The sequence below is a fragment of the Streptomyces vilmorinianum genome (assembly GCF_005517195.1).
GTDB lineage: Bacteria > Actinomycetota > Actinomycetes > Streptomycetales > Streptomycetaceae > Streptomyces > Streptomyces vilmorinianum.
The window spans coordinates 7,539,112-7,558,228 of sequence record NZ_CP040244.1 but is presented as its reverse complement, the minus strand read 5'-3'; the positions used below and the strand labels follow the sequence as shown (position 1 = coordinate 7,558,228).

20 protein-coding genes and 1 tRNA gene are annotated in these 19,117 nt (G+C 71.1%); 9 read left to right on the top strand and 12 right to left on the bottom strand.

The window, feature by feature from the left end:
- Window positions 1-11: 11 nt before the first annotated feature.
- The 4 genes from FDM97_RS35190 to FDM97_RS35175 all read right to left on the bottom strand — a co-directional run bounded on the left by FDM97_RS35190 (window position 12) and on the right by FDM97_RS35175 (window position 3,036).
- On the bottom strand, window positions 12-479 hold the full coding sequence (locus FDM97_RS35190) for a copper chaperone PCu(A)C (RefSeq protein WP_137994497.1): 468 nt from the start codon (window positions 477-479) through the stop codon (window positions 12-14).
- Window positions 476-1,183 (bottom strand): SCO family protein, encoded by a 708-nt coding sequence (locus FDM97_RS35185; protein ID WP_137995214.1) that lies wholly within the window; start codon window positions 1,181-1,183, stop codon window positions 476-478. Before FDM97_RS35185 ends, FDM97_RS35190 begins: the two co-directional genes overlap by 4 nt.
- 59 nt (window positions 1,184-1,242) lie before the next feature.
- Window positions 1,243-2,007: a YcnI family copper-binding membrane protein gene (locus tag FDM97_RS35180; protein ID WP_137994496.1), complete on the bottom strand. Its 765-nt coding sequence runs from the start codon at window positions 2,005-2,007 to the stop codon at window positions 1,243-1,245.
- A 207-nt stretch (window positions 2,008-2,214) separates the two neighbouring features.
- A complete protein-coding gene (locus FDM97_RS35175; protein ID WP_137994495.1) occupies window positions 2,215-3,036 on the bottom strand; it encodes a hypothetical protein in 822 nt (273 codons plus the stop codon).
- A 205-nt stretch (window positions 3,037-3,241) separates the two neighbouring features.
- On the opposite strand from FDM97_RS35175, the gene FDM97_RS35170 reads away from it, so the two are divergent.
- Window positions 3,242-3,694: an ATP-binding protein gene (locus FDM97_RS35170; RefSeq protein WP_137994494.1), complete on the top strand. Its 453-nt coding sequence runs from the start codon at window positions 3,242-3,244 to the stop codon at window positions 3,692-3,694.
- An 81-nt stretch (window positions 3,695-3,775) separates the two neighbouring features.
- Here FDM97_RS35170 and FDM97_RS35165 read toward each other — a convergent pair whose 3' ends face one another.
- Together FDM97_RS35165 and FDM97_RS35160 are read right to left on the bottom strand one after the other, a co-directional pair.
- Entirely contained in the window at window positions 3,776-5,236 is a 1,461-nt protein-coding gene (locus tag FDM97_RS35165; RefSeq protein ID WP_137994493.1) for an aminopeptidase P family protein, read from the bottom strand.
- Between the two features lie 157 nt (window positions 5,237-5,393).
- Window positions 5,394-6,911: a PP2C family protein-serine/threonine phosphatase gene (locus FDM97_RS35160; protein WP_137994492.1), complete on the bottom strand. Its 1,518-nt coding sequence runs from the start codon at window positions 6,909-6,911 to the stop codon at window positions 5,394-5,396.
- Between the two features lie 381 nt (window positions 6,912-7,292).
- Here FDM97_RS35160 and FDM97_RS35155 point away from each other — a divergent pair, with 381 nt between their 5' ends.
- Both FDM97_RS35155 and FDM97_RS35150 read left to right on the top strand, forming a co-directional pair.
- Window positions 7,293-7,973, top strand: a complete 681-nt coding sequence (locus FDM97_RS35155) for a bifunctional DNA primase/polymerase (protein WP_137994491.1) — start codon at window positions 7,293-7,295, stop codon at window positions 7,971-7,973.
- Window positions 7,974-8,119: 146 nt separating this feature from the next.
- Window positions 8,120-8,767 (top strand): hypothetical protein, encoded by a 648-nt coding sequence (locus FDM97_RS35150; RefSeq protein WP_137994490.1) that lies wholly within the window; start codon window positions 8,120-8,122, stop codon window positions 8,765-8,767.
- A gap of 245 nt (window positions 8,768-9,012) precedes the next feature.
- Here the strand turns inward: FDM97_RS35150 and FDM97_RS35145 are convergent, their stop codons facing one another.
- From FDM97_RS35145 to FDM97_RS35135, 3 genes are all read right to left on the bottom strand, one after another.
- Window positions 9,013-9,981, bottom strand: coding sequence for a DUF5926 family protein (locus tag FDM97_RS35145; RefSeq protein ID WP_137994489.1), 969 nt, complete (start codon window positions 9,979-9,981; stop codon window positions 9,013-9,015).
- Between the two features lie 217 nt (window positions 9,982-10,198).
- Entirely contained in the window at window positions 10,199-10,801 is a 603-nt protein-coding gene (locus FDM97_RS35140; protein ID WP_137994488.1) for an ATP-binding protein, read from the bottom strand.
- A 73-nt stretch (window positions 10,802-10,874) separates the two neighbouring features.
- The gene (locus FDM97_RS35135; RefSeq protein WP_137994487.1) at window positions 10,875-11,696 is read right to left on the bottom strand and encodes a glycerophosphodiester phosphodiesterase; all 822 of its coding nucleotides are present in this window, start codon (window positions 11,694-11,696) and stop codon (window positions 10,875-10,877) included.
- Window positions 11,697-11,872: 176 nt separating this feature from the next.
- Between FDM97_RS35135 and FDM97_RS35130 the strand changes: the two genes are divergently transcribed.
- Both FDM97_RS35130 and FDM97_RS35125 read left to right on the top strand, forming a co-directional pair.
- Window positions 11,873-13,354 carry a S1C family serine protease gene (locus FDM97_RS35130; protein WP_137994486.1) on the top strand — a complete coding sequence of 494 codons (1,482 nt, stop codon included), beginning with the start codon at window positions 11,873-11,875 and terminating at the stop codon, window positions 13,352-13,354.
- A 45-nt stretch (window positions 13,355-13,399) separates the two neighbouring features.
- Window positions 13,400-13,484 (top strand) — tRNA-Ser (locus tag FDM97_RS35125).
- Window positions 13,485-13,549: 65 nt separating this feature from the next.
- Here the strand turns inward: FDM97_RS35125 and FDM97_RS36780 are convergent.
- Complete coding sequence (locus FDM97_RS36780; RefSeq protein WP_254705872.1) at window positions 13,550-13,768, bottom strand: integrase; 219 nt, start codon at window positions 13,766-13,768, stop codon at window positions 13,550-13,552.
- 131 nt (window positions 13,769-13,899) lie between these two features.
- Entirely contained in the window at window positions 13,900-14,499 is a 600-nt protein-coding gene (locus tag FDM97_RS35115) for a hypothetical protein (protein WP_137994485.1), read from the bottom strand.
- 282 nt (window positions 14,500-14,781) lie between these two features.
- Between FDM97_RS35115 and FDM97_RS35110 the strand changes: the two genes are divergently transcribed.
- Complete coding sequence (locus FDM97_RS35110) at window positions 14,782-15,186, top strand: hypothetical protein (RefSeq protein ID WP_137994484.1); 405 nt, start codon at window positions 14,782-14,784, stop codon at window positions 15,184-15,186.
- Here the strand turns inward: FDM97_RS35110 and FDM97_RS35105 are convergent.
- Window positions 15,171-16,124 carry a bifunctional DNA primase/polymerase gene (locus FDM97_RS35105; protein ID WP_137994483.1) on the bottom strand — a complete coding sequence of 318 codons (954 nt, stop codon included), beginning with the start codon at window positions 16,122-16,124 and terminating at the stop codon, window positions 15,171-15,173. The two genes, FDM97_RS35110 and FDM97_RS35105, sit on opposite strands and share 16 nt — an antisense overlap.
- Before the next feature lie 351 nt (window positions 16,125-16,475).
- Between FDM97_RS35105 and FDM97_RS35100 the strand changes: the two genes are divergently transcribed.
- The 3 genes from FDM97_RS35100 (at window position 16,476) to FDM97_RS35090 (ending at window position 19,117) form a co-directional block, all read left to right on the top strand.
- Complete coding sequence (locus tag FDM97_RS35100) at window positions 16,476-16,784, top strand: hypothetical protein (RefSeq protein ID WP_137994482.1); 309 nt, start codon at window positions 16,476-16,478, stop codon at window positions 16,782-16,784.
- A gap of 246 nt (window positions 16,785-17,030) precedes the next feature.
- Window positions 17,031-18,200: an acyl-CoA dehydrogenase family protein gene (locus FDM97_RS35095; protein WP_137994481.1), complete on the top strand. Its 1,170-nt coding sequence runs from the start codon at window positions 17,031-17,033 to the stop codon at window positions 18,198-18,200.
- Window positions 18,197-19,117 (top strand): bifunctional MaoC family dehydratase N-terminal/OB-fold nucleic acid binding domain-containing protein, encoded by a 921-nt coding sequence (locus FDM97_RS35090; protein WP_137994480.1) that lies wholly within the window; start codon window positions 18,197-18,199, stop codon window positions 19,115-19,117. The genes FDM97_RS35095 and FDM97_RS35090 overlap by 4 nt, the downstream gene beginning before the upstream one ends.

Genomic DNA, 19,117 nt, shown 5'->3' with positions numbered 1-19,117 from the left:
CCTCAGGGAGCTCAGTGCTGCTTCGGGTTGTGGGTGGCGGCCTCGACGGGAAGGTCGACCTTGATGGGGTCGGCCTTCTCGAAGTGCAGCTCGATGCTGACCTTCTCGCCCTGCTTCGGCTTCTGCTTGATGTCCATGAACATGATGTGGTTGCCGCCGCGTTCGAGCTTCAGCTCACCGTTGGCAGGGATGTCGAAGGACGTCACCTGCCGCATCTTCTGGTTCTTCGTCTCGTGGATCTGGACGTCGTCCGAGAGGGGGCTGGTGACGGAGGTGAGCTTGTCCGCGGTGGCGCTGTCGTTCTTGATGGTCAGGAAGCCGCCGGCCATGTCCATCACGGGCTGCGGCATGAACGCGCCGCTGACCTCGAGTTCGGGCTTGCCGCCGGTGTCGGCGGAGCTGTCGGACGAGCACCCGGTCAGGGCCAGCGCCGAGACGAGCGCGACGGCGGCGGACAGGATGGTGGTGCGGCGGTTCACGGGTTCTCCCCCTTGATGATCTTCGGCAGGTCCTTGGCGTAGTCGTCGACGGTCGTGTCCTCGCCGTACAGGACGTAGCCCTGGTCGGTCGTGGGCGAGAACGCGATCACCTGGGCTCCGTGCATGGAGACGACCGAGCCGCCCTTCTCCTTCTTCGGCGGGTCGATGCCGATGCCGATCTGGCGGGCGCCCGCCTGGATCGTGGAGAAGTCACCGGTGAGACCGATGAAGGAGGAGTCGCCGGCGGCCGGCAGCCACTTCGCGAGCTCGGCGGAGGTGTCCCGCTCGGGGTCGGTGGTGACGAAGACGACCTGGAGCTTGTCCTGGTCCGCCTTGGGGAGCTGCTTCTTGGCGACGGCGATGTTGCTCATCGTCAGCGGGCAGACGTCGGGGCAGTGCGTGTAGCCGAAGTAGATCAGCGTCGGCTTGCCCTTGGTCCGCGCCCGCAGGTCGAACTTCTGGCCCTTGGTGTCGGTGAGGACCAGGTCGGGCTTGGTGAACGGGCGGTCGAGGACGGTCGCCGCCTTGGTCCCGGCGTTCTCGGCGGAGACCTCGGCGATCGGTCCGTTCCCGGAGCTCGTCCCCTTGTCGTTGCCGCCGCCGAGGCCGACGACGACGGTGATCGCGACGGCGGCGGCGATGGCGACGGCGGCGGCGATGAGGGGGGCGAGGCGGCCAGGCCGGCGGCCCTGGTGGTCGTTCATCGGGTCGGTCGTGTTCTGGACTGACATGGAAGGTGTTTCTCTCTGCGCTGGAGGGAGGGTCAGGCCGAGCGGCGGCGGCCGGCGAGCACACCGAAGGCGATGCCCGCGGCGCCCACGAGGATGCCGACGATGCCGAGCACGCGCGCGGTGGTGTCGCTGGAGCCGGAATCGGAGTGGGAGCCGGCCGCCTCGGTGTGGGGCTTCTTGTCGTGACCGGCCTTGTCGCCCGTCTTCGCGTCGGTCTTCTCGTTCTTCTCGTCGGTCTTGGCGCCGCCGTGGTGGTCATCGCTCGCCGCGGAGAGCTTCAGGACGGGGGCGGGGTTCTGCGGTTCGGCCGCGCCCTCCTTGGGCTCCTCGATCCAGCGGACGACCTCGTTGTTGTCGTACGTCTGGATGGCCTTGAGGACGAGCCGGTCGGTGTCCTCGGGCAGCCGGCCGAGGGAGAGCGGGAACTGCTGGAACTGGCCGGGGCCGATCTTCGAGCCGTCGGCGGTCCAGGTGACCTTGGTGACGGCCTCGTTGATCGTCTTGCCGTGGATCTCCAGCGGCTTGGCGAGCCTGGCCTTGGTGACCTCGGACTTCCAGCCCGGTACCGGCTGGGCCATCACGGAGGCGAGCGGGTGGTCGGCCGGGAAGTTGATCTCGACCTTGACGGTGGAGGCGTTGTCGCGCTCGTTGGGGACCTTGACGTTGACGGTGGCGTAGCCGCCCTGGGCGGCCTCGCCCTGCGGCTGCACGCCGACGTGCGCGAAGGCGGTGCCGGAGAGCAGGGCGACGGAGGAGACGGCGATGCCGGCGGCGAGGGCGATACGGGAGACGTTCATGGCAGAAGACACTCCAGCTCGGAAGGAAGAGGTGGGCGTCCGGCACGCCGACGACCGGAACGATGCGAACCGGGTACGGGCGTACGCGAGTACGTGTGTACGTGCACGTGCACGTGTACGTGTACGTGTACGTGTACGTGTACGTGTACGTCTACGTAGTACGGGCGTGCGGACGGCCGCGGACCCGCTCCTTGTGAGCGGTCCGCGTCAGGCTGCGAGGACGCAGTCGGCGGCCGGTGGGCCGCGCCGGATCACCGTGTGCTGGAGTGCTTCCGCGACGGGTGGCGCGGAGGTGCCGTCCGCGGTACGGACGGTGCGGCGCGGCGCGGCGGCCGGGAGCCCGGGAAGGCCGGCGAGCAGTGCCCGTACGAGGGTGAGTGCGGCGCGCAGGGAGCGGACGAGGGCGGCCTCGGCGAGTTCGGTGGCGCCATGGGCCGAGATCCGTACGAGCCGGCCGAGGGCGAGGTCGCCGCGGCGCAGGAGCCAGCCGGTGGCGAGGGCGGCCAGGAGGTGGCCGAGCGCCATCGGCAGGTCGGGCAGGAGGTCCGCGCTCTGCACGGCTCCGGCCCCGGCTCCGCCGGAGAGGTGTGCGCCGTGGGCGGCCTGCGCGGTGGCGGCGGCGGTGACGTCTGCCGGGTCGAGCCCGGCGTTCGTGATGACGCGGGTCGCGTCGGCGGCGCTGAGCGAGGCGGGCGCGACGCCGCAGACCAGCTTGGCGGCCATGCGGATCAGCGCGTCGTGGGCCTCCGGGCCGGGGGAGCCGCTCGTGAGCGGGCGCTGCCCGAGCTCGAAGAGGGCGTGCAGCGCGAGCTGTCCGCCGGTCAGTGCCGCGACGATGAAGGGAAGCGTGCGCTCGCGTCCTGCGGCGAGCACGGTGATGCCGAAGACCGCGAGGAAGCCGGCCACCATCGTCCACAGGGCGATTCCCGCGCAGGCGGCGAGGGCGTGGCCGAGCCCGGACAGCACGACGCAGACCGCGGTGAACACCGCGGCCCTCAGCAGGCGTGGCGCGAGCGCGGGGGCAGACATGGCGGCCTCATCATCGCACCAGGCCCCTTCCGCCCGTGCGGCAGGTCCGGAAGATCACCTTTGGTGAGTGTTCGAGTCGGCATACACCGGCACACGGCGTAGACACATCCGCCGAATGAGCGCTCTTGTGTGGCTTGGGGGCTTACGGGCCCTTCCTCGGGGCAATAGGTATCGGTATGTCGAGCCGCAGCCAGGAGGCTGGAGCATGAGCATCTGGTGGTCTCTCCATCTGCGGCGCGAGGCTGCGAGCGTGCCGCTCGCGCGGCGGCTTCTGCTCGGCACGATGGAGACGGCGGGTGTCGATCCGGATGTCTCCTACGAGCTGTCGGTGGCGCTGACCGAGGCGTGTGCGAATGCCGTCGAGCACGGTGGCGACGGCGGTCGCGGTGTGCCGTCCGAGGCGTACCGGGTCACGGCCTATCTGGACGGCGAGACCTGTCGTATCGAGGTGGCGGACTCGGGTCCCGGTTTCCCGGGGACCCTGCTGCCGGCCGCCGCCCCTGATGCCGCCGCGGACGCGGAGAACGGCCGCGGACTGCGGCTGATCGAGGAGCTGGCGGACCATGTGCACTTCGGCCGTACGGGCCGGGGCGGTGCACTCGTCAGCTTCGACAAGATCGTGAAGTGGCGGACGGACGCTCCCCTCGCGCTGACGTGACATGACGTGAACGTACGAGCAGGGCCCCCGCCGACGTGATCGGCGGGGGCCCTGCTGTGTCCGTCAGGTCAGCCCTTCAGGTCAGCCCTTCAGGCCGGCCATCCACGCCTCGACCTCGTCGGCCTGGCGCGGCAGCGAGTCCGAGAGGTTCCGGTTGCCGTCGTCGGTGACGAGGATGTCGTCCTCGATCCGGACGCCGATGCCCCGGTACTCCTCGGGCACGGTCAGGTCGTCGGCCTGGAAGTACAGCCCCGGCTCGACGGTCAGGCACATGCCGGGCTCCAGCGTGGTGTCGACGTACGCCTCGGTGCGCGCGGCGGCGCAGTCGTGGACGTCCATGCCGAGCATGTGGCCGGTGCCGTGCAGGGTCCAGCGGCGCTGCAGGCCCAGCTCCAGGACGCGGTCGACCGGGCCCTCGACCAGGCCCCACTCGACGAGCTTCTCGGCGAGCACGCGCTGGGCGGCGTCGTGGAAGTCGCGGTAGGCGGCGCCGGGCTTCACCGCGGCGATGCCCGCCTCCTGCGCCTCGTAGACGGCGTCGTAGATCCTGCGCTGGATCTCGCTGTACCGGCCGTTGATCGGCAGGGTGCGGGTGACGTCGGCGGTGTAGAGCTCGGTGGTCTCCACGCCGGCGTCGAGCAGCAGCAGGTCGCCGGAGCGGACGGCGCCGTCGTTGCGGACCCAGTGCAGGGTGCAGGCGTGCGGGCCCGCGGCGCAGATGGAGCCGTAGCCGACGTCGTTGCCCTCGACGCGGGCGCGCAGGAAGAACGTGCCCTCGATGTAGCGCTCGCTGGTCGCCTCGGCCTTGTCGAGGACCTTGACGACGTCCTCGAAGCCGCGCGCGGTGGAGTCGCACGCCTTCTGGAGCTCGGCGATCTCGAAGTCGTCCTTGATGAGACGGGCCTCGGAGAGGTAGACGCGCAGTTCCTCGTCGCGCTCGGCGGTGACCTTGTCGGTCAGCGCCGCCTCGATGCCGGAGTCGTGGCCGCGGACGGCGCGGACCGGGCCGGCGGCCTCCTTGAGGGCGGCGGGCAGCTCGCGGACGTCCTTGGCCGGGATGCCGAGGAACTTCTCGGCCTCGGTCAGGGAGTGGCGGCGGCCGACCCAGAGCTCGCCCTGGCCGTCGAGCCAGAACTCGCCGTTCTCACGGTTGGAGCGGGGCAGCAGGTAGATCGTGGCCTGGTGGCCGCCGGACTTGGCCGGCTCCAGGACGAGTACGCCGTCGTGGGTCTGGTCGCCGGTGAGGTAGGCGTACTCCGTCGACGCGCGGAAGCTGTACTCCGTGTCGTTCGACCGGGTCTTCAGGTTGCCGGCGGGGATCACCAGGCGCTCGCCCGGGAAGCGGGCGGAGAGCGCGGCGCGGCGGGCCGCGGTCTGCTCCGCCTGCGCGATCGGCCGCAGGTCGTGCAGCTCGGTGTCGGCCCAGCCGGACTTCATGTTCTCGGCCAGCTCGTCGGAGACGCCCTGGTACAGGCCGTTCTTGCGCTGCTTGATCGGCTCCTCGGTCTCGTCCGGGGTCTCCGGGGTGAGCTCCTCGGCCACGGTCTGCCTCCTCTTGGTACGACACTGAACCTTCACCATCGTACGGTCGTGCGGAAGGGGGCCCAGGGCCGGAAGACCTATTACCGCCGAGTCACCTGTGCTCGACGCGCGGCCGGCTCGGGCTCTGCGCGCGGCGCGCTCGGGCTCTGCGCGCGGCTCACTCGAAGCGGGCCGCGAGCAGGACCACGTCCTCCCCGTCGACGGCGTGGTCGAGGCCTTCGGGCAGCAGGGTCCGCAGGACGTGGTCGGCGATGGCGCCGGGGTCGGTGCGGTCCGCCTTGGGCACCCCGGCGGCGGCCGCGTGAAGGCGTGCGAAGGCCCGGTCCATGGGGTCGCCGGTCCGGCGGAGCAGCCCGTCGGTGTAGAGCAGCACCGTTTCTCCGGGGGCGGGGGCGATCTCGATGCTGGGCGCCTCCCAGCAGGCGAGCATCCCGAGAGGGGCCGAGAGCGAGGTCTCGACGAACTCGGTGCGGTGGTCGCCGACGATCAGCGGCGGGGTGTGCCCGGCTCCGGCCAGGACGAGTTTGCGCTGCTTGGGCTCGGAGTAGGCGAAGAGCGCGGTCGCCGAGCGGGCGGGCTCGGTCAGGCGGAGCAGGAGTTCCAGGTCGGAGAGGACGGCGACGGGGTCCTCGCCCTCCATGACCGCGTACGCCCGCAGGGAGGCGCGCAGCCGTCCCATCGCGGCGAGGGCGCTCGGTCCGGTCCCGGACACGGAGCCGACGGCGAGGCCGAGGGCGCCTTCGGGCAGGGGCAGCGCGTCGTACCAGTCGCCGCCGCCCTGGGGGCCGGTGTGGTGGCGGGCGGCGAGCTGGACGCCGGGGACGCGCGGGAGCCGGCTGGGCAGCAGTTCCTCGGCGACGGTGGCGACCTGGACGCGGGCGCGCTCCAGTTCCAGGAGGCGGGCGAGGTGTTCGGTGGCGTACCGGCCGTAGAGGCCGATGAGGTGGCGCTGGCGCTCGACGGGCTCGGCGGGCTCGTCGTAGAGCCAGACGACGGCGCCGAGCCGGCCGGCGGCCTCGGTGGCGAGGGGGAGGGCGTAGCTGGCGGCGTAGCCGAGGCGGGCGGCGACCTCGCGGTGGCGCGGGTCGAGCTCCGCCTGGCCGAGCAGGTCGGGGACCGCGATCGGGTCGGGGACGGCGAGCGGATCGGGGAGCCCGTCGAGGATGCGGCCGTAGGAGGTGGCGCTGCGCGGCACGGTCTCGATGGTGCCGAGCTCCGCGTGGGCGAGTCCGAGGCCGACGGTGGAGGTGGGGCCGAGTCCGTCGGCGGGTTCGAGGACGGCCATGCCGCGTCGGGCGCCGACGAGGGCGGCGCCGGCGCGCAGGACCTCGCGCAGCGCTTCGTCGAGCGAACCGGTCGTGACCAGGCGTTCGGTGAGTTCGTGGAGGGTGGTGAGATCGGAGACCCAGGCGGCCAGGTGGTCCTGGATCAGTGCGCCCGGGATGCCTGGGAGGTGGGCCGCGGACGGGCTGGTGGGCGTGGTCGGTGCGGCAGTGTGCGCGGGCGAAGGAACCGTTGAATCGATTCCAGCCACTTTCGGCAGGTGTGGGGCGCTCATGGCAGTCGGCTTTCCGACCGGTACGTTTCGCGCAATAGCATCGCAAACCCCCATGTCATTCTGCGCCGCTGGCAGTGCATCCACATGTACACGCACTGGAGGAGGGATGTCCAGCATTGTCCTCGCGGGACTTGTGGTGTCCGTGGGGTTGGGCAGAAGGGTTGAAGTGCAGGCCAAGTTGGCTGAAAATTGCCCCCACGGCGCACCTTTTGCGGTCGACTGGCGTCGTTTGAAAGCGCGTTGATTTGAACGTGATGGGTACGTAAAACGGTGATGGCCAGGGGCAGTTGAAACGGCCCCGGAACCTGGCAGGGTGCCTGGGCGTCCTCACCGCCGCAGGCCGCGCCCCTCGAGTGGACGACGAGCCTCAGCTCGGCCCTCCCGCCCCACCGCACGGGGCGGTGAACCGCCGACCTTGTACGCGCTGATACGCACAGTGAAGTGATCTGCACATGGTGTGATGTGGATTCGGCGTTCAACGGAAAGGAACGAGCGCTCATGCGCGAGATCCTCGGAAGGCGACGCAGGCTCCGGTTCCGGCGCAAGGAGAGGGCCGCCCAGCTCGACGCGGCGCTCACCTATGCCACCGAATGGAGCTGGCCGGTACTGCCCGGCGTGGGGCTGAAGACGACGACCCGTACGTCCCGCGGGGCGGGCTGCGCCTGCCCCGACCCGCAGTGCGTCGTTCCCGGCGCACACCCCTTCGACCCCGGACTGCTCGCGGCCACCACCGACGCGCGCATGATCCGCTGGTGGTGGACCCGGCGCCCGGACGCCCCGGTCGTCCTGGCCACCGGAGGCGGCGCGCCGTGCGCGGTGAGCCTGCCGGCCGTCGCGGGCGCGCGCGCCCTGGCGGCCCTCGACACGATGGGCATGCGGCTCGGCCCGGTGGTGGCGACGCCGACGCGCTGGTCCCTGCTGGTCGCTCCGTACGGTCTCGAACAGCTCGGCGAACTCCTCTACGCGAAGGACAGCGTCCCCAGCTCGCTGCGCTTCCACGGCGAGGGCGGCTATCTGCTGCTGCCGCCGTCGGTCGCGGGGGCGGGGCAGGTGCGCTGGGAGCGGGCGCCGCTGGAGGGCTCGGCCAGGCCGTGGCTGCCGGACGTGGAGGCGGTGGTGGACGCGCTGGTGGAGGCGAGCACGGGCGCGCCGGAGGGCGGCAGCAGGCTCGCGTACTGAGGCTGGGGGCGGGGGTGTCACCCATACGGGTGTGAGGCTGCCCGAGTTGTACGGGAAATGGGCGCGCGGCGCGCTGTGCGCGCCCGTTCCGCCGATATCTTCGGCCCACCGTTGACGAGTCGCAGCCAGCCGGGCAGGTGGGTCCCATGAATCTCCGCATGATCGGGCTCGGGGCCGTCGTGGCGTGCGCGACCCTCCTGCCGTTGGTCGCCCTGGCCGGCCCGGCGGCCGGTCCGGGGGCCGGGCCGGGGTCCGGCGCCGTGCCTGGCACGGCGTCCGGCGAGGACGCGAAGCCGCAGGGCGACGGCGGCCTGCTGCCCGGGCTCGGCCTCGGCGAGGCGCCCGCGCCGCCCGCGCCCGCGCCCACGTCCCTACCCTCGGCCGCGGTCGCCCCGCCCTCGTCGCCGTCACCGTCGACGTCGTCGACCTCCGCGCTCCCCGGCCGTACCTCGCACTGCGGCCCCGAGCTGACCTCCCCCGACGGGATCGAGGCGCAGACCTGCGTCCTCACGGAGGGGCCCGACACCTGGGCGCGCACGTACTACCGCAATGCCACCGGCCAGCGGCTCGACTCCGTACTCACTCTGATGGCCCCCGGCGGGCGGACCGTACAAGTGCGTTGTTCGGTCACGGCACACGATGAACCGGGGGCTTGTGAGACGCCACGGGAACGCGGCCGAGGGGATGCTTCGGCCTATTCGGCGGTAGCGGAATTCGCGGGAGCGGGCGAGGGAGCCAGTACGCCGCTGCTGCTGCGGGCGGGGAGCAACACGGCTGTCGCGGGCGGAAGTTGAGCCGCGGGACGGGATCCGTCCGGGCGCGACCCGGGCGTGACCCGAGCATGATCCGGGCATGAGAAGGCCCGATCGCTGGCGACGGGGGATGCACCAGCGACCGGGCTTCTAGAACGGTAACAAGAGATCTGCGGTTCGCAAATTCGATCTCGGTTATTCGGACAGGGATTTACCTGGCCGCGCGGGGAGTTGTGGCGGACGTCACCGACTGGTCGGTCTGTCAGTCACCGAGCCCACCCCTGGTGTCAGCTGAGCGTGACCTGACGGTTGGTGAGGCCACCGCGGGCCCGGCGCTCCTCGGGGGTGAGCGGGGCGTCGGAGGCCAGTGCCGCGGCCAGCCGCTCGGCGAACTCGGCGGCGGGCTTCTCGCACTCCTCGGCGCCCATCGACGTCGGCAGGTCCCAGACGGGAACCATCAGGCCGTGCGCCCGGAAGGAGCCGACCAGGCGGGTGTTCTCGCCGAGGGAGGAGGTGCCGGCGGCGTGCAGGCGGGCGAGCGCGTCGAGGAGCTTCTCCTCGGGGTGCGGCATGACCCAGCGCAGGTGGTTCTTGTCCGGGGTCTCGCACCAGTACGCGGCGTCCACACCGGTCAGCTTGACGGTGGGGATCGCGGCGGCGTTGGCCCGCTCGAGGGAGGCCTTGACCTCGGCGTCGGAGTTGCCAGCGGACTCCGGGATCCAGAATTCGAAGCCCGAGTGCACGACCGGCGCAAAATCGCCGTTCGGGTCGAGCAGGTCCTGCAGGCGCGGGCCCTCGGCCGGGACGCGGCGGGCGGCGACCGGGGTGCCGGGCTCCGCCTCCAGGGCGCGCTGGAGGGTGTCGGCGAGATCGCGGGCGAGGTCACCGGAGGAGGACTCGTTCTGCAGCGCGAGCAGGACGGAGCCGTCGTCGCGGCGCAGCGCCGGCCAGGCCATCGGCAGCACGGTCGCGAGCGTCACGGACGGCACGCCCTCGGGCAGCCCGTCCTTCAGGGTGAGCGGGACGGTGGCGGCGGGCACCAGCTCGCGCAGCGCGACCCAGTCGCATTCGCCGGGCAGCCCCTCGAAGGGGCGCTGGACGAGCTCGGTCACGGCGTGCGCGGCGGCCCGGCCGTGACACGCCTTGTAGCGGCGGCCCGAACCGCACGGGCACGGCTCGCGCGCACCGACGACCGGGATCTCCCCGTTCGTGACCTGTGCCTTGGCGGCCTTCGTCTGGGGGCGCTTCTTGGCCATGGTGTGGCTTTCTCCCGATAGCGGCAGTGCTGTTGTGCAGGACCGTGCTCGGTGCACGGCTCTGTGTCGGGCGAGCCTAGCCGTACGGAAGCGATGCGGGGCCCAGGCCGGGTCGGTCGGTGGAAACCTGGTGTCCGACCCGCCGTTCGCCACTTGAGGTCGCCACTCAGGGTCGCCACTCAGGGTCGCCACTCAAGGTCGTCACTCCAGGGCGCCGTCACTCCAGGTCGTCGTACGCGTCCAGGAACTCGAAGCCCGAGCCGCCGCCGACTCTCGCCGCGAAGTCCTCGCGCCGATGGCCCTCGGTGACGACCACCCAGACCGTGACCTCGCCGGACGCGCTGTCCCGTACGCCCCAGTCCTGAGCCAGCGCGCTGATGATGTTCAGCCCACGGCCGCCGCGTGCGGTGACCGAGGGCGTCGACGGAACAGGCCGCGTCGGACCACCGCCGTCCGTCACCTCGACGGTCAGGCCTCCTGACGGATCGACGTGCCAGGCCGCACGGACGTCCCCGTCGCCCACCTCCGCCCGCCCCAGCGGCCTGCCGTGCCGGCAGGCATTGCTGAGCAGCTCGGAAAGGATCAGTACCGCGTCGTCGACGACCGATTCGGACATCCCGCTGCGGCTCAACTGCTCCCGCATCCGGTGTCGCGCCTCACCCACGCCCGCAGGGCCATGGGGTACGGCCATGCTCGACGACGTGGGCACCTCCTGTGCCACCACCAACGCCACCCCCGAGACCTCCTTTGCCCCACGCCACGGTGTGGATGCCCCAATGGCCTGGACCGGAAACCGGCCAAGCAACGTGCGGTGACGCACTCGTAACGATCGAGTACGGACCGAACGCGCCGGTGCACTCCCTGTAAGGCCCGAGGCGGGTGGGGAAAGGGGGTCAAAGGCGACCCAACTGGGACAGGACCTGCTTCGGCCGGTTGGTGATGATCGCGTCGACGCCGAGCCGCTCACAGAGCTCCACGTCCTCCGGATCGTCCACTGTCCATACATGGACCTGGTGTCCGGCCTTCTGGAGCCGCAGGATCACGGTGGGGTGGTGGCGGACGATCCGGATCGACGGTCCGGCGATCCGCGCGCCCGCAGGCAGCCTTCCGTCGCGCAGCCGAGGGGTGACGAACTGCGCCAGCGAGACGGTGGGGAGGGTCGGCGCGGCGGCCGCGATCCGGTGCAGGGAGCGGGCCGAGAAGCTCATGACGCGTACATGGGATTCCTCGGGAGCCGCCGGCTGCGCGAGGCCGAACCGCTTCAGGAGGTCGAGCAGGCGCTCCTCCACCTGGCCCGCCCAGCGGGTGGGGTGCTTGGTCTCGATGGCCAGCTCTATGTGGCGTCCGGCGTCGGAGACCAGCTCCAGGAGGCGTTCCAGGGTGAGTACGGAGGTGAGCTCGGGGTCCTTCCAGTCCGGGCTCTCGCGCGCCTCCTCGCGCCCCTTCCAGGTGCCGAAGTCGAGAGCGGCGAGGTCGGCGAGCTCCAGGGCGGAGACGGCGCCGCGGCCGTTGGAGGTGCGGTCGACGCGCCGGTCGTGGACGCAGACGAGATGGCCGTCGGCGGTGAGCCGGACATCGCACTCTAGGGCGTCGGCGCCGTCCTCGATGGCCTTCACATAGGCGGCGAGGGTGTGTTCCGGGGCGTCCTCGGAGGCTCCGCGGTGGGCCACCACCTGGACGGGGACGCGATGGGTGTGCTGCCGTGCGTGGGTCACCGCGACATGGTGCCATTGGCGGGGCGGGCGTAACGGATCGTGTCCGTTCTGTCCGTAAATAAAGAATGGGTGCGGACGCACAGCTCCGGCTTACAGTGGCCTGACGCCCTGTGGGAAATGCTGTTCCCAGCATCCTGGAGATGGCATCCATCCGTGCAGTGAACGAGGAGAGAGCTGTGAGCACCGAGAACGAGGGCACCGCGGTTCCGGCGGACCCGAGTGCCCCGTCCGTCCCTCCCGTCCCTCCCGCCCCTCCTGCAGCGTCGGTGGATGGACCCGAGCCGGCGGCGGTGCCGGAGGCGGCGCCCGGACACTCCCCCCGGTCCGAGCCCGCCACGGCACCGCTGCCTGTGACACCCGCGGCGGAGCCGCGCACGGAGACGCCGACGGAGACGCCCGTGGGGGCGTCGACCAGAAGCGCGGCCTCGGCGCCGGTTGGGGCCGGCGCCGCGGGCGGCTGGCCCCCGCCGCCGCCGGCCGTACCGGCCTGGGGCGCCCCTGTCCCGCCCGTACCCCCCGCCCCGCGGAAGCGGACCGGCAGTCTCGTGGCGGCGGTCCTCGCGGCCGCGCTCGTGGCCGGCGGCGTGGGCGGCGGCATCGGCTACTGGGCCGCCGAGCGCGGTGACGAGGGCCCCCGCTCGACCACGGTCTCCGCGGGGGACTCCCCGGCCGCCTTCAAGCGCGACCCGGGCACGGTCGCGGCCGTGGCCAACAAGGCGCTGCCGAGCGTCGTCACCATCCAGGCGAAGTCCGGCGGCATCGGCAGCGAGAGCGAGGGCGAGGGCGGCACGGGCACCGGCTTCGTCTACGACAAGGAAGGCCACATCGTCACCAACAACCACGTGGTGGCCTCGGCGGCCGATGGCGGCACGCTCTCGGCGACCTTCTCCAACGGCAAGACGTACGACGCGGAGGTCGTCGGCCGCGCGGAGGGCTACGACGTGGCCGTGCTGAAGCTGAAGAAGGCGCCGGAAGAGCTGACTCCGCTCCCGCTCGGCGACTCCGACAAGGTGGCGGTCGGCGACTCGACGATCGCGATCGGCGCGCCCTTCGGCCTCTCGAACACGGTCACGACCGGAATCATCAGCGCCAAGAACCGCCCGGTCGCCTCCGGTGACGGCTCCAGCGGCAAGAACTCGTACATGAGCGCCCTGCAGACGGACGCCTCGATCAACCCGGGCAACTCCGGTGGCCCGCTGCTCGACGCCAGCGGCGCGGTGATCGGCATCAACTCGGCGATCCGGTCGACCGGCAACGGCTTCGGCCAGTCCCAGGCGGGCTCGATCGGCCTCGGCTTCGCGATCCCGGTCAACCAGGCCAAGAACGTGGCCGAGCAGCTGATCAAGACGGGCAAGCCGGTCTACCCGGTGATCGGCGCGACGGTGAACATGAACGACCGCGGCGAGGGCGCCACGATCGCCCCCGAGGGCGCGGGCGGCACCCCGTCCGTCAGCCCGAACGGCCCGGCGGCGAAGGCGGGCTTGAAGCCGGGCGACGTGATCACCGGCTTCGGCGACCGCCAGATCGACAGCGGCCCCACCCTGATCAGCGAGATCTGGACCCACCAGCCGGGCGACTCGGTCCAGCTCACCTACGAACGCGACGGCAAGACGGCCACCACCACGGTGACCCTCGGCGAACGCACGGGCGACAACTGACCGGCTAGGCTGTCCCTGCGCCGCCCCGAACGGGATCCGGCGCGGGGTGGGTTGCCCGAGCGGCCTAAGGGAACGGTCTTGAAAACCGTCGTGGCGCGAGTCACCGTGGGTTCAAATCCCACACCCACCGCTTGCAGGTCAGAGAAACAGCACGTCAGAGGGCGGGCCCCGGATTCCGGGGCCCGCCCTCTGTGCTCAGCCTGTCTCACCCTGGATCGGCTGTATCCGGGCGCTGACCAGTGCGTATGAGCCATCTGTGGGCCCCGCCCGGGACTGCTGCCCCTTGACGATCTTGGCGTAGAAGCGGAAGAGCACCGTGAGGCTGTGCCCGGCGCGCTGGGCGACTTCCATCGGGTCCACACCGGAGTTGATCCACAGCATGGCTGCGCGGAACAGCCGGCCGTCGTCGGCCACCCTTGGTCCAGACCGAGCCCACCTCGGGGCGGCTCCAGGAGAGGATCAGCTCACCCCGTCCGGTCTTGGACAGGGTGCAGTCCTCGGCGCGCAGAGCCGCGATCTCCGACGGCAGGGTCGGGTCGGTCGGCTCAGCCGAACCAGACCACCAGGCGGACGTTCTCGTCGCCGTACTCGGCTGCCAGCGCGCGCATCGACGCCCATACCGGGGCCCAATCGCCGTCCGGCGGAACGATCATCCCGGCCGTGTAGACCACCGGACGGTACACGGCGCCATTCAGACGGACCTCGCCGCCCGGCGGCCATTCGTTCGGGAACAGATCCTCGCCGAAGACTTCCTCAGCCGCGTCGAGCACGTCGACCGGCGCCCAGAGCACGTCGTGCAGGACGAGCTCGCCGTCCGGCCCCGGCCGCCACTCGCCCACACGGTTCCCATCGGGGCGGTCGCAGATCGGCGCGTTCCAGTCGACCGCCGCGATCTCGGCCCATGTCGCGTACGAGTGGCTGTGGTTCAGCTCGTCGACCTCCTTCGGCACCTCCTCGCAGGAGTCCTCCGGCCACCCCCGTGCGCCGAAGAGCGGCCGGTCCACTCCGAGGCTCCCGCCGTAGCCGAACATGGCTTCGCGCTCGTCCCGCTGCTTCCAGAGGTCGAAGTCGAGTAGATCGACCTCCATCTCCCACGCCCCGCCCGCGGTGCGAGCCTCGATCAACCCGTCTATGTACGTCCCCATACACGCCGATGCTATTGGCGAGACACCCCTGTCCGTGAGGCGGACCGTGTGTTCTGTGTGGGCCAGGACAGGCAGATGTGCCGCTGGATTCCGCTGCATTGCGGTCAGCGGCCCACGTTGTCCTGATGCGCACCGGTCTACGCAGACGTTCCACGTGGAACCGACCTCCCCGACCTGATCGCCTACGGCCCGAACGGCACGTACGTCTACTGAAATCACCGCCTGGCGGCAGCCACAGGCGGGGGTGTCAGAGGGCGCGTCTCCGGTTCGGCGGCGCGCCTCATGCTCGGCGATCTGCTCGGCGAGGAACAGGGTGAGACCACGGGAATGCGGGTCCTGCCCACCGACGACGGCCATCCCGCGATGGAGACCTCCTTCCAGGCGGCGGGCACGCTTGTGGGTGTCGAGGCCACGGACATGGGGACGTACGCGTCCTTCGTGAGGGCCGACGGCACGCTTTACGGTGAGGGCCAGGGGATCACCATGGCCAAGGACGGCGAAACGGCCACCTGGCACGGCCACGGGGTCGGGCACTTCACCGGTGACGGTGGAGTGAGCTGGCGCGGCGCCCTCTACTACGACAACGTCTCCCCCAAGTTCGCCCGCCTCGCGGAAATCGTGGGCGTGTTCGAGTTCGAGAGCGACGCGGAAGGAAAGACCACGGCCAAGTTCTACGAGTGGAAGTAGCTCACGTGGCTCCTGCTCGTAGGGCTCATGGGGCGCAGCATCAGGCGCTGTGCCGAGGCGATCGTGGCGCGGGCCTCGTGTTCGGGGAGGCCCGTGCGGATCGCCGCCGTGGTGAGGGCCTCGGTGAGGGAGTCGCCGAGGCCGTTCTCGTAGGCGCGGCAGGCCGCCCAGAACAGGCGCGTGTTGCGCTGGCCCTCGTGGGCCGTCAGGACGAAGTGGACCAGGCCCCGGCCGTGGTGCGGTCCGGCGGAGGGGGTGTGGGGGCGTGAGGGTGGTGCGGGGGGCGCGATCAGGGTGAGGAGGGCGCGGGGGCACGGCGCCGGGTCGAGTTCCGCGCTGCCCGGCGCGAGGCGGTACGCGCCCCGGGCGGTCACCGAGCCGGGGCCGACCAGGTAGCCGCCGGCGCCGCGGATGTCGATGCCGGGAGCGAGGCGGCTCGCCGAGTTCGGGACGACGACGTCCGGCGGTCCGGTCAGCCACAGGTGACGGCCGCCGCTGGGGGTGAGGACGGTGACCGTGGGCGGAACGGTGAACAGGTGCTGGAGCGCGAGGTGGCGGAGCCCCACCGTGGCGTCCGTGTCCGTGTCCGTGTCCGCGGCCGCGGCCGCGGCCGCGTGCCCCGGGGACGGCTTCACGTCGAGGTCGACGCCGATGAGGTGGTGCGGCGGGCGCCCGCACGCGATGCCGTAGCCGGTGGCCCAGGGCGCGGCGGCGAACAGCGCCCGTACGGCCGCGGGGTCGGTGGTCGCGTCGTACACCCCGTGCCCGGGCCGGCCGCATTCCCCGCGGCAGAGGACCGGGTGGGGGTCGTCCCGGTGGGGTGAGCGCAGGGCGGGGAGCTTGGTGGCGGACAGGGGGAAGACGGGGAGCCCGCGCTCTGCCGCGGACAGCGCGTGGGCGAGGGCCAGGGTGGCGGAGCGCCGGTCGGAGATGGCCATGCGCTCATTTTCGTACACGCGTTCGAAGAAGGGAAGGGGGGAGGATTGGCTGAAAATCTGCCGGAACGCTTCCTCCCTTGTGGTCGCGCGGTTTCGGCGACGCGACACCACCCCCACCGGGGTGAGCTGCGCTTTTGAGGGCACGAAGGTGGTTTATCGACTTGTCCTCACGCTTGAGGGGGAATCGGCCGCTGAGGGGTGGTTCGCCGGGGATTGTGTGGGCAACTCTGGAGTCGCGACGTCGAACACAACGACCGAGGCGGTCGGCCAACCGCCTTGGAACAAGCCGTACTTCGGTGCCTCAGCTTCGGCACTTCAGCTCAGCTCAGTTCAGTTCCTGGAGGAAATGACATGGCAAGCATCCGTACCGCCCGCGTTCTCGCCGCTGCCGCCGCGCTGCCCCTGGCCGCCGCACTCTTCGCCGGAGTGGCGCAGGCCGACAACGGCGGATTCGCGGACGACGGATCGAACACGAGCGTCGCCACCATCATCGGCAGCGGCGTGGGTGGCCACAATCTCGGCAACTCGACCACCACGCAGCAGGTGGCCACCGGCTCCGGTGCCTCCAATCAGAACAACACCGCCAGTGTGAACGGCTCCGGGTTCACCTCCATCGACCAGTCGAACGCGGTGGTCAACTTCTATCCCTGGTGGTTCTAGCCGACAGCTGGGGTCCGGCCCGACGGGGGGGCATGACTGAGGGGTGAACGGCGGCCTGTACGGCGGCACTTCGGTGCCGGCGTGCAGGCCGCTCCACTGTCTTCGCGCCCGCTGCCCTCCTCCTCCCCTCCCCGTCCGTGACCTTGACAGGGACGAGATATCTGACGGACAGTCAGGAATCTAGTCGGTAACCCAGCCGGTAACCCAGTCGGTCACCCTTCGCCGTATCCACGAGAGGCCGTCGCCGTGCACCTCGCCCCGACCGAGCGGCAGCTGCGGCTGCGCGCCGAACTCCGCGCGTACTTCCGCGACGTCATGCCCGACGGCCCGCCGTCCCCCGCCGACACCGCCGGACAGCGGAAGCTGCTCCGCCGGATCGGCGGCGACGGCATGCTGGGGCTCGGCTGGCCGCAGGAGTACGGCGGACAGGGCCGCGGCCCCGACGAGCAGTTCGTCTTCTTCGACGAGGCCTACCGGGCCGGCGCGCCCGTCTCCATGGTCACGCTCAACACCGTCGGCCCGACCCTGATGAGGTACGGCACGGAGGAGCAGAAGACGTACTTCCTCCCCCGCATCCTGCGCGGCGAGAGCGTCTTCGCCATCGGATACAGCGAGCCGGAGGCCGGCACCGACCTGGCATCCCTCCGTACGAAGGGCGTACGGGACGGGGACTCCTGGCTGATCGACGGACAGAAGATCTTCACCTCGAACGCCCAGAACGCCGACTGGATCTGGCTCGCCTGCCGCACCGACCCGGGCGCGCCTCCGCACCGGGGCATCTCCATCGTCCTCGTCCCCACCGACGCGCCCGGCTTCTCGTGGACGCCGATCGAGACCGTCGGCGGTCTGACGACGACGGCGACGTACTACGACGGGATCCGCGTCCCCGCCGCGAACCTGGTCGGCGAGGAGAACGGCGGCTGGGGGCTGATCACCAACCAGCTCAACCACGAACGCGTCGCACTCGCCGCCATCGGCATGCAGGCCGAGGACTTCTACGCCTCCGCACTCCACCGCGCCCGCACACCCGATCCGGTGACGGGGCGGCGACGCATTGACGAGTCGTGGATACGGATCCGGGCCGCCGAAGCGCATGCCCGGCTCGCGGCGACACGCCTGCTCAACTGGCGTTTGGTGGGGGATGTGGGGGCGGGTCGGCTGGCCCCAGGAGACGCGAGCGGCGTGAAGTTCGCGGGAACCGAATCGGCGGTGGAGGTGTACCGAATATGTCAGGAGATCGCGGGTGGGGCGGGGCTGGTGAGGGCGGGGTCGCCGGGGGAGTTCGACGGCGGTGAGCTCGAGCGGATGAACCGCGCCGCGCAGATCAACACCTTCGGGGGAGGGGTGAGCGAGGTGCAGCGCGAGATCGTCGCGACGATGCGACTCGGCATGAAGGGAAGGGGGCGGCGGCGATGACGCAGGCGATGAAGCAGGACGTGTACGAGCTGCTGAAGGCGTACGAAGGACAGCCCGCCGCCACCGCGGGCACCGGCAAGGACCTGGTCAACGAGCCCATGATCAGGCACTGGTGCGAGGCGATGGGGGACACCAACCCGGCGTACGCGGGACCGGACGCCGTCGCGCCGCCGACCATGCTCCAGGCGTGGACCATGGGAGGGCTGTCCGGCCACCACACCGGCCGGTCCGGGGCGTACGACGAGCTGCTCACGCTCCTGGACGACGCCGGGTACCGCTCCGTGGTCGCGACCGACTGCGAGCAGGAGTACCTGCGGCCGCTGCGGCCCGGCGACGCGATCACCTTCGACGCGGTGATCGAGTCGGTGTCCGAGCGCAAGACCACCAAGCTCGGGACGGGGCACTTCGTCACGACCCGGATGGACGTCCGGGCCGGCGGAGAGCTCGCGGGAACGCACCGCTTCCGCATCCTCAAGTACGCGCCGGCGGCCGCGAAGCCCAAGGAGAGGCCGCGACGGCCGCGGCCGGTGATCAACCGGGACAACGCCGGGTTCTGGGAGGGCGTCCAGGCCCACAAGCTGCTCGTCCAGCGGTGCGCCGACTGCGCGACGGCCCGCTTCCCCTGGCTCCCCGGGTGCAGCGCCTGCGGCTCTCAGGAGTGGGACACCTTCGAGGCGGGCGGCTCCGGCACGGTCTTCTCGTACGTGGTGATGCACCACCCGCCCTTCCCGGCCTTCGACCCTCCTTACGCGGTCGGGCTGATCGAACTGGCGGAGGGCGTGCGGATGATCAGCAACGTGGTCGGCGTGCCGTACGACAAGGTCAGGATCGGGATGCCGGTCCGGCTGGAGTTCCTCCGCGTGGACGAGGAGCTGGAGCTGCCCGTGTTCCGGGCGCAGGACTGCGGTGAGGGCTGA

What these genes read in the sequence shown, in the direction of transcription:
- FDM97_RS35175 (WP_137994495.1), bottom strand. Translation starts at nt 3,036, where the DNA reads ATGTCTGCCCCCGCGCTCGCGCCACGCCTGCTGAGGGCCGCGGTGTTC.
- FDM97_RS35145 (WP_137994489.1), bottom strand. Translation starts at nt 9,981, where the DNA reads ATGGCCAAGAAGCGCCCCCAGACGAAGGCCGCCAAGGCACAGGTCACG.
- FDM97_RS35105 (WP_137994483.1), bottom strand. Translation starts at nt 16,124, where the DNA reads ATGGCCATCTCCGACCGGCGCTCCGCCACCCTGGCCCTCGCCCACGCG.
- FDM97_RS35180 (WP_137994496.1), bottom strand. Translation starts at nt 2,007, where the DNA reads ATGAACGTCTCCCGTATCGCCCTCGCCGCCGGCATCGCCGTCTCCTCC.
- FDM97_RS35110 (WP_137994484.1), top strand. Translation starts at nt 14,782, where the DNA reads ATGCTCGGCGATCTGCTCGGCGAGGAACAGGGTGAGACCACGGGAATG.
- FDM97_RS35100 (WP_137994482.1), top strand. Translation starts at nt 16,476, where the DNA reads ATGGCAAGCATCCGTACCGCCCGCGTTCTCGCCGCTGCCGCCGCGCTG.
- FDM97_RS35185 (WP_137995214.1), bottom strand. Translation starts at nt 1,183, where the DNA reads ATGAACGACCACCAGGGCCGCCGGCCTGGCCGCCTCGCCCCCCTCATC.
- FDM97_RS35155 (WP_137994491.1), top strand. Translation starts at nt 7,293, where the DNA reads ATGCGCGAGATCCTCGGAAGGCGACGCAGGCTCCGGTTCCGGCGCAAG.
- FDM97_RS35090 (WP_137994480.1), top strand. Translation starts at nt 18,197, where the DNA reads ATGACGCAGGCGATGAAGCAGGACGTGTACGAGCTGCTGAAGGCGTAC.
- FDM97_RS35150 (WP_137994490.1), top strand. Translation starts at nt 8,120, where the DNA reads ATGAATCTCCGCATGATCGGGCTCGGGGCCGTCGTGGCGTGCGCGACC.
- FDM97_RS35115 (WP_137994485.1), bottom strand. Translation starts at nt 14,499, where the DNA reads ATGGGGACGTACATAGACGGGTTGATCGAGGCTCGCACCGCGGGCGGG.
- FDM97_RS35170 (WP_137994494.1), top strand. Translation starts at nt 3,242, where the DNA reads ATGAGCATCTGGTGGTCTCTCCATCTGCGGCGCGAGGCTGCGAGCGTG.
- FDM97_RS35160 (WP_137994492.1), bottom strand. Translation starts at nt 6,911, where the DNA reads ATGCTGGACATCCCTCCTCCAGTGCGTGTACATGTGGATGCACTGCCA.